Source organism: Pseudobacillus badius, from assembly GCF_002189605.1.
Lineage (GTDB): Bacteria > Bacillota > Bacilli > Bacillales > Domibacillaceae > Pseudobacillus > Pseudobacillus badius.
This window is the reverse complement of record NZ_MWMM01000035.1, coordinates 1-6,235: the sequence shown is the minus strand read 5'-3', so window position 1 is coordinate 6,235 and position 6,235 is coordinate 1. Positions and strand designations below refer to the sequence as shown.

The window sequence follows — 6,235 nt, the reverse complement described above, 5'->3', positions numbered from 1 at the left end:
GCTGCGAATTCATGGGACGCTAGGCTATTTAAGCCCGATTGAATACAAACGGGCGTCCCTTAAAAAAGTTGTCTGATTTAGTGTTGACAATCCACAACATGTTGCTGAAATTTCAGAGAAGAAAAAACTACATCAGAGCAATCTGCGAATGCTTTCCGCAAAGCTTGTTCATTAACGGAAGAATTTTTTTCTCTCTTACTTTTCTTGGTTGCTGTTTTTAACTTTTGGACTTTTTTGAAAGATAACTTCTTAAATTTCATTAGGCAGCCCTCCTTTTTCTGATTGATTGGATTACTGCCACAATAGTTAGGAAAATTGAAGAACTAAAGAAAAACCAAAAGGTGGCTGGCAGTAAATAAGTTTTTAATAAATAATGAAATTGAAAGTCAGCAATTGGACTTAGCGTTAATATCACTATTGCAGTTGATGTGAAAAATAATATCCAATTTATTGTGGTATTTAGTGTAAATAAATCCTTAATCAGTAGCAGTAATAAACAAAGCCGGATGAAAACACCTGCTAACCATTGATAAATAGATAGAAAGTCAAGGTGTTCAATAAACCTGCCGATAGAGACAAGTGTCCATTGCTCAAACGGTGGAAACCTTTGCAAAGATGCTTCCGTGGGTCCAAATTCGATAATAGCTCCGATAAGAGGTCCCATGGTTAAAAGAGTCAAAATTAAAGCAGCTGCAAAAAAATGCCGAAAACGAAGTGGAACATTAACTTTATGTTGCAATAGAAGGAATACAAACAACTCTGTCATCCCGGAAGCCTGGTAAATCATCCCGTCAAAAACGGGTTTATAACCATTCTCCAAAACTGGCAGCAGTAAATAAAAGTTTTTATGCTGAATATTAGTGATAGCTACGAAGAAGCCTAGAATAACAATAAAAAATAAAAGAAATACATTCAGCATATTTAAAGCGCGCAAATTTGCCTTAACCATTAAACAGCATGCTCCAAGAAATGCTATAGCTAGAATTACAGGAGGCGTAGTCGGCAAATAAGCAATATTTGTCCAAATCGTTGTTTCCCGTAAGGAAATGCTGGACATCAAAATTAAGTAACAAATAAAAGTAATTGCTATGATCTTAGTAGGTACAGAGCCAATGATGCTTGATAACCAAACTAATAGTGGTTGTCGATTAGTTTGGTTTTGGATATAGAGCAATAAAGGAATCCAGAGTAGCACTAATAGTAATGTAAACAATACTGCTAGCCATGCATCGCGCCCTGAAACCTCTACTAACGGAGAAATAGCAAACACATGATTTTTTAAACCTATAGCTGTCATTGATAATAAAATTAATTGAATGGGAGTAATAGTATCTGATTTATTTATGAGAACCACCCGCAAACTATTTGGAATAGCTATAGTATTCTCAAAAGTGTAAGAATTATACACAACACTTGAATTTATATAAAAATAGAAGAAGTCTGTGCTTTAGAGTAAAGAAAGTCTATAAAAACTGAACTATTGCTAAATTGTTAGACACCAAATCTAACGATTTAGGGCTTTTTATGACTCATTTACTATTGAGGATCGTCTGTACTTGAGGATAAATATAGTTATGTGGAGCTTCAAAAAGTATTTTATCCAACGATTCAAGGAGGGATTCATTTCTTTTAGATACAAGAAGAAGGATTTAAAAAATCCTAAACAAGCTACTCTGCAGGATTTAAAATGGATGTACTTAATTATACGATTGAAACGGGCACGTCCTTTTACGATACAGCGGTTATCTTTAGTATTTCTTTTTATAATTAGTGCGAACATGGCAAGTAAATTTTCTAGCCGGCGAATTCTATGCTCTCATTTCTAAGAAAAAGGACAAACATCCATGAAAAAGAAAGCGAAAAAGGAAAAATTCCATCCAAAATCAAAGCGCAAGTAATTTTTGAACTAAAGGTGATTTATTCTGTTGTGTCCCTGATCAAAGTTGTTGAAGTCGAAAGGATAAATATTCTTCAGTAAAGATAGCGATCCAATCCATTCATTATCGACATAAAGGGCGTTATGGGTATCATCGTATCATAAAAGAATTAGAGAAACGCGGATTTTCCCACAACCCTAAGACCATTAACCGCCTAATGAATGAAATGGACTTAAAATGCCTGGTTCGATTGAAAAAAATACTGCTCTTACAAAGGAAGAGTTGGGTGCATTGCCTCAAACGTCATTCAGCACGATTTTCAAGAAAAAATATGCATCAAAAATAGGTAACCGATGTCACCGAATTTCATTTATTTGGAGAGAAGCGTTATTTATCGTACATCCTAGATTTATGCAATGGCGAGATCATTACCTATAAGGTGATGAAGCGACCTGTTTATCAGCTTGTAGACGACATGTTAAAACAAGCAGTAAAGCGATTAAAATCGGAAGATCAAGGCTCACATTACCAAATGAACAGGTATCAGAATACATTAGAGGAGCATAGTATCACGCAAAGCATGTCTTGCAAGGGGAATTGTTTGGACAACGCGGTCATGGAGAATTTCTTTGGCTTATTAAAGTCGGAGTTGTTTTACCTGCAAGAGTTTGAAAGTATAGAGCATTTTGAAAAAGAATTGGATATCTATATTCATTACTATAATCATCATTATCGTAAGTTATAGTATCATAAGAGGGAGTAATTAGAATGTTTTGGATAACGAAAAAAATGACTAACTATGGAAAGATTGTTTTTAAAGAGGATTTTGAAAAATCGGAGAAGGCACCTGGAAAGAGAAAAACACATGGAGGAAAAAGTAAGGAAATACCAAGCGGTTATAAAAGTGAAATCAAAAATTTTACGGACTATTGCTTGAAAGCAGCTCAAGAAGAATCTCTGGACGTTCTGCTTGATTATTTGTATATCTCCATGTTAGAGGGGAAGGTAAAAAGAATACCTTGGAAAAACAATTGGTTGCTTTGAGAAAATACTTCTCTGTGATCCGTGCTGAATCATTTGATGCAACCTTTCAATCAAAATGTGATTTATGCTTACCCCGCTAAGCGGTCTTCCAGTTCGTAAACATAGGGCAGAAGCGGGTAGAACGTCAAGTGATATTTTACAAACCGGCTTACCAAGAAAAAATGAAAGGGACATGACCAGTAGACGTTCCTTTACGGAACCTACCGAGGCTGAGTGATGCCTCTTTGTTTTGTCTTTTTTCTGTGAAACATAAAGTTCTGACATACAGACTCTTCATACAACTACTAATCAACTATTATCCTTGTTCCATTATATAGAAACTCTTTCTAGGCTTTTCCTGATCCTTGCTTGGAGTCTATCCATCGTTCATCTGTTAATAATGCTCTGTTATTAATTGTAAAAAGCAACGGTGCTTTCGCCCCTTGCCCCCAATGTGTAGCCCACAATTCCCAGCCTCACAGCTGGTATACTCGAAAAGTATAAGATCTCTCCATTAGCGGATAGCTGATTCAGCTTCTTATCCTGACAAGACAGTGGTTTTTCGAAAATGTAGCCTGTCTGATCAAAGTTTTCATTGAATGATACGTGAGCCTCTTCCAAAGCGAGAGAAGAACATAAAAGTGGAAAGAAGCACTTGCACAAGAAAACTTTTCATCTTGCGCAGAAGAAGTTAAGTTCCTGGTTGCGGAAGCTCACTGTTGACCTTTCTGAAGAAGAAAAGAAACTTTTACAAAAGTACTGTCAACTTTATCCACAATTAGACAGCCTTTATTCTACTATCTAAGATTATCGTGACACGTTAACAAAAAAGATTGTATCTCTCTTTTAGCTTGGTTTAGAAAGAAGCTCTCAAAACGAAAATGCATTATGAACATAGGTGGTGAAGGAGAAGATCATAGAGCAATGGTATCACTGAAGGCCATGTGAATCATTTAAAAATGATCAAGCGAATGATGTATGGACAAGTAAAGTTTTCTCCTTTAAGAATTCGAACTTTAGCCGACTCATAAGTTATATAAAAAAATAATTGTCGTTGGCGAAGGAGTAGAGATGGGTTTTTACTAAAAAGCGTAAGAGCCATTTTATTCTAGCGTTTATACCCAGCTAAAGAGATAGTAAAGGATTTGGTCGCAATCGGTAAAAGAGACATAATGATCGCTCAAGAAATACCAATGAAACTTAAAGTAGAAGTAGAGCTTTAAAAAGAAAAAGCCAGGCTTTCGCCCAGCCAATCAAGGTGTATGTTTTTGTATAGTCAGGTGGTATGAAAGGACCTTGATTATAGACAGTATATCCAAACGATATATATGGTATACAAAAAAGACCAGGAAAAATCCCGGTCGTCGAATAAATCATACACTTGGAGGTAGATTACCAAACCTTTCTTTTATCATTGTACCCAATTACAGAAAAAAGCATACAAAAAAAGCCAGGAAAACTCCTGATTATGCAAACGTCTTTGTACATTTCATAGGAGGCACCATTCAGAAAAAGTGTACAAAGAGGATAGGCATTTGCCTGGCTATAGATATTCAAGACATTCTACGTAAAGGGACTTGGAGTTTTTTATCTAACACAGTCTATTCAAGAAATAAAAAAGTGTGCAAAAAGCTAAGTAGTCCCTTGACTGTTAAGCAGCTTTTATGGTTAAGAAAAAAGATACTGATACTGATAATGAATATAATCAAAAAAGTGGGCGTTATGACGAATCAAATTATTCTCTAACTGTTTAGTTCGATCAATAACTTCCTTGGCTATCTCTTGTTCTCCAATTTGATTCAAATAAGCTTGTAAATAATAGTACACAGATAGTGACTCATAAGAGACAACGGGTTGTAGAGAACGACGGTCATATTGACCAAAAATTTTGTGCTTATCTTTCCATTCTTTTAAAAGCCATTTATTTAATTGATCTGAGTCATATCCAATATTTTTTCGATTAACGGCAATTAACAACTGGTCAATCATATGGATCTTTTTATTTTATACATAGATTTCTTTTTCAATATCAAAATACTCTGGAAAGAAAATGTTTTTATCATCATTTAAAAGGATCAGTAATTGCTTCGATTGCTCGATATCCGGAAAAAGAGAAATAAAATCAGGAGTCAAATAACTTAAGGTAACTCTTGTTGATGGCTTTTCCAGCGACCAGTCATAAAAGTCGACATAATAACCTTTATTTTTTTGTTTGTGTAATATTGTTTTTTGTATGTTTTCAGCCAGTTGTTCATATTTCGGTTCTCTAAAAATCTGGGCTGCTTCTTGGAGTGCTGTTATAATCCGAACGTCATCAATTAGCGCATTAGTGTTGGTTTTATCATTAAAATCCCACTGAACATAAGTCTCTCCTTTTTGAGTAATAAGAAAATGATCGCAAAAGGAGTTGTATAATTTATTAAAAGCTTTTTTATTTTTGATGTGGACTAAGTATCCCATATATAGACTGGATTTGAGTCAATAATTTGGACACAAAAAAGTTAAGTCTTAAGCTTTTCTTCTAACTTGATCCTCCATAGCTTGAGGTATTTGATAGCCAATAATACTGTGAATTCTCTTTCGGTTATACCAGTCTTCTGTACATTGAAATATGGCTAACTTTGCAGCTAGATAGTCTGTATATTGCGTATGATAAACTTCTTCTTTCTTTAATATAGCGTGAAATGACTCTATACAGGCATTATCATAAGGACAGCCTTTCTGGCTGAAAGATTGCTTGATTCCTTGTTTTTGAACATGCTGAGTAAATTCACTGCTGGTATATTGTGAGCCAAGATCGGTATGAAGAATTAAGCCCTTTCGGGGCTTTTGAGAAAAACAGGCATTTTGAAGTGCTTCGATCACCAAGTCGGATGTCATAGAACGAGAAAAAGAATAGCCAACGATTTTTTTCGAATGCAGATCCAATACAGAGGCCAAATAGCACCAGCCATCTCTTACCGTAGGGATATAGGTAATATCCGCCACCCATTTTTCATTGATTGTGCAGGTAGAGAAGTCTCGCTTTAAAAGGTTGTCCAGCTGCACGACCTTTTCCTTTGAGGGATAGGGACGATACTTCTTCTTGATAATCGAACGGATGCCGGCCTTTTTCATTAGGCGCTGGACGCGCTTTAGGCTTAGGAAAAACCCTCTGTTTAATAAGGTTTTATGAATTTTTGGAGCGCCATAACGAGCCTTACTTTCCAGGTGAATCCGTCGGATTTCCTTCGTGAGTTCCCGGTTTTCTATTGCACGCTTTGAAGTTGTTTTTTCAAGGGAATCATAGTAGCTGCTTCTTGGCACGGCCAGTACTTCGCACATTTTCTGGATAG

7 protein-coding genes and 1 pseudogene are annotated in these 6,235 nt (G+C 35.8%); 3 read left to right on the top strand and 5 right to left on the bottom strand.

Going from position 1 to position 6,235, the window contains the following annotated elements; translation table 11 throughout:
- Nucleotides 1-77 precede the first annotated feature (77 nt).
- On the bottom strand, nt 78-260 hold the full coding sequence (locus tag B1A98_RS19670) for a hypothetical protein (protein WP_063385338.1): 183 nt from the start codon (nt 258-260) through the stop codon (nt 78-80).
- Nucleotides 260-1,408 (bottom strand): endospore germination permease, encoded by a 1,149-nt coding sequence (locus tag B1A98_RS19665; protein ID WP_240492485.1) that lies wholly within the window; start codon nt 1,406-1,408, stop codon nt 260-262. The genes B1A98_RS19670 and B1A98_RS19665 overlap by 1 nt, the downstream gene beginning before the upstream one ends.
- A 572-nt stretch (nt 1,409-1,980) precedes the next feature.
- On the opposite strand from B1A98_RS19665, the gene B1A98_RS21045 reads away from it, so the two are divergent.
- The 3 genes and pseudogenes from B1A98_RS21045 (at nt 1,981) to B1A98_RS19650 (ending at nt 2,921) form a co-directional block, all read left to right on the top strand.
- Nucleotides 1,981-2,223: an IS3 family transposase gene (locus B1A98_RS21045; RefSeq protein ID WP_082821779.1), complete on the top strand. Its 243-nt coding sequence runs from the start codon at nt 1,981-1,983 to the stop codon at nt 2,221-2,223.
- A 15-nt stretch (nt 2,224-2,238) separates the two neighbouring features.
- Nucleotides 2,239-2,622, top strand: a pseudogene (locus B1A98_RS19655) (DDE-type integrase/transposase/recombinase); the annotation flags it as partial.
- A 23-nt stretch (nt 2,623-2,645) separates the two neighbouring features.
- The gene (locus tag B1A98_RS19650; protein WP_063385340.1) at nt 2,646-2,921 is read left to right on the top strand and encodes a hypothetical protein; all 276 of its coding nucleotides are present in this window, start codon (nt 2,646-2,648) and stop codon (nt 2,919-2,921) included.
- A 1,647-nt stretch (nt 2,922-4,568) separates the two neighbouring features.
- On the opposite strand, the gene B1A98_RS20265 is transcribed toward B1A98_RS19650, so the two are convergent.
- From B1A98_RS20265 to B1A98_RS19635, 3 genes are all read right to left on the bottom strand, one after another.
- Nucleotides 4,569-4,889 carry a hypothetical protein gene (locus B1A98_RS20265; protein WP_125474372.1) on the bottom strand — a complete coding sequence of 107 codons (321 nt, stop codon included), beginning with the start codon at nt 4,887-4,889 and terminating at the stop codon, nt 4,569-4,571.
- Nucleotides 4,890-4,904: 15 nt separating this feature from the next.
- Entirely contained in the window at nt 4,905-5,360 is a 456-nt protein-coding gene (locus tag B1A98_RS19640; protein ID WP_063385342.1) for a hypothetical protein, read from the bottom strand.
- Nucleotides 5,361-5,408: 48 nt separating this feature from the next.
- The coding region (locus B1A98_RS19635) for an IS3 family transposase (RefSeq protein ID WP_087903798.1) at nt 5,409-6,235 on the bottom strand (827 nt) is incomplete at its 5' end.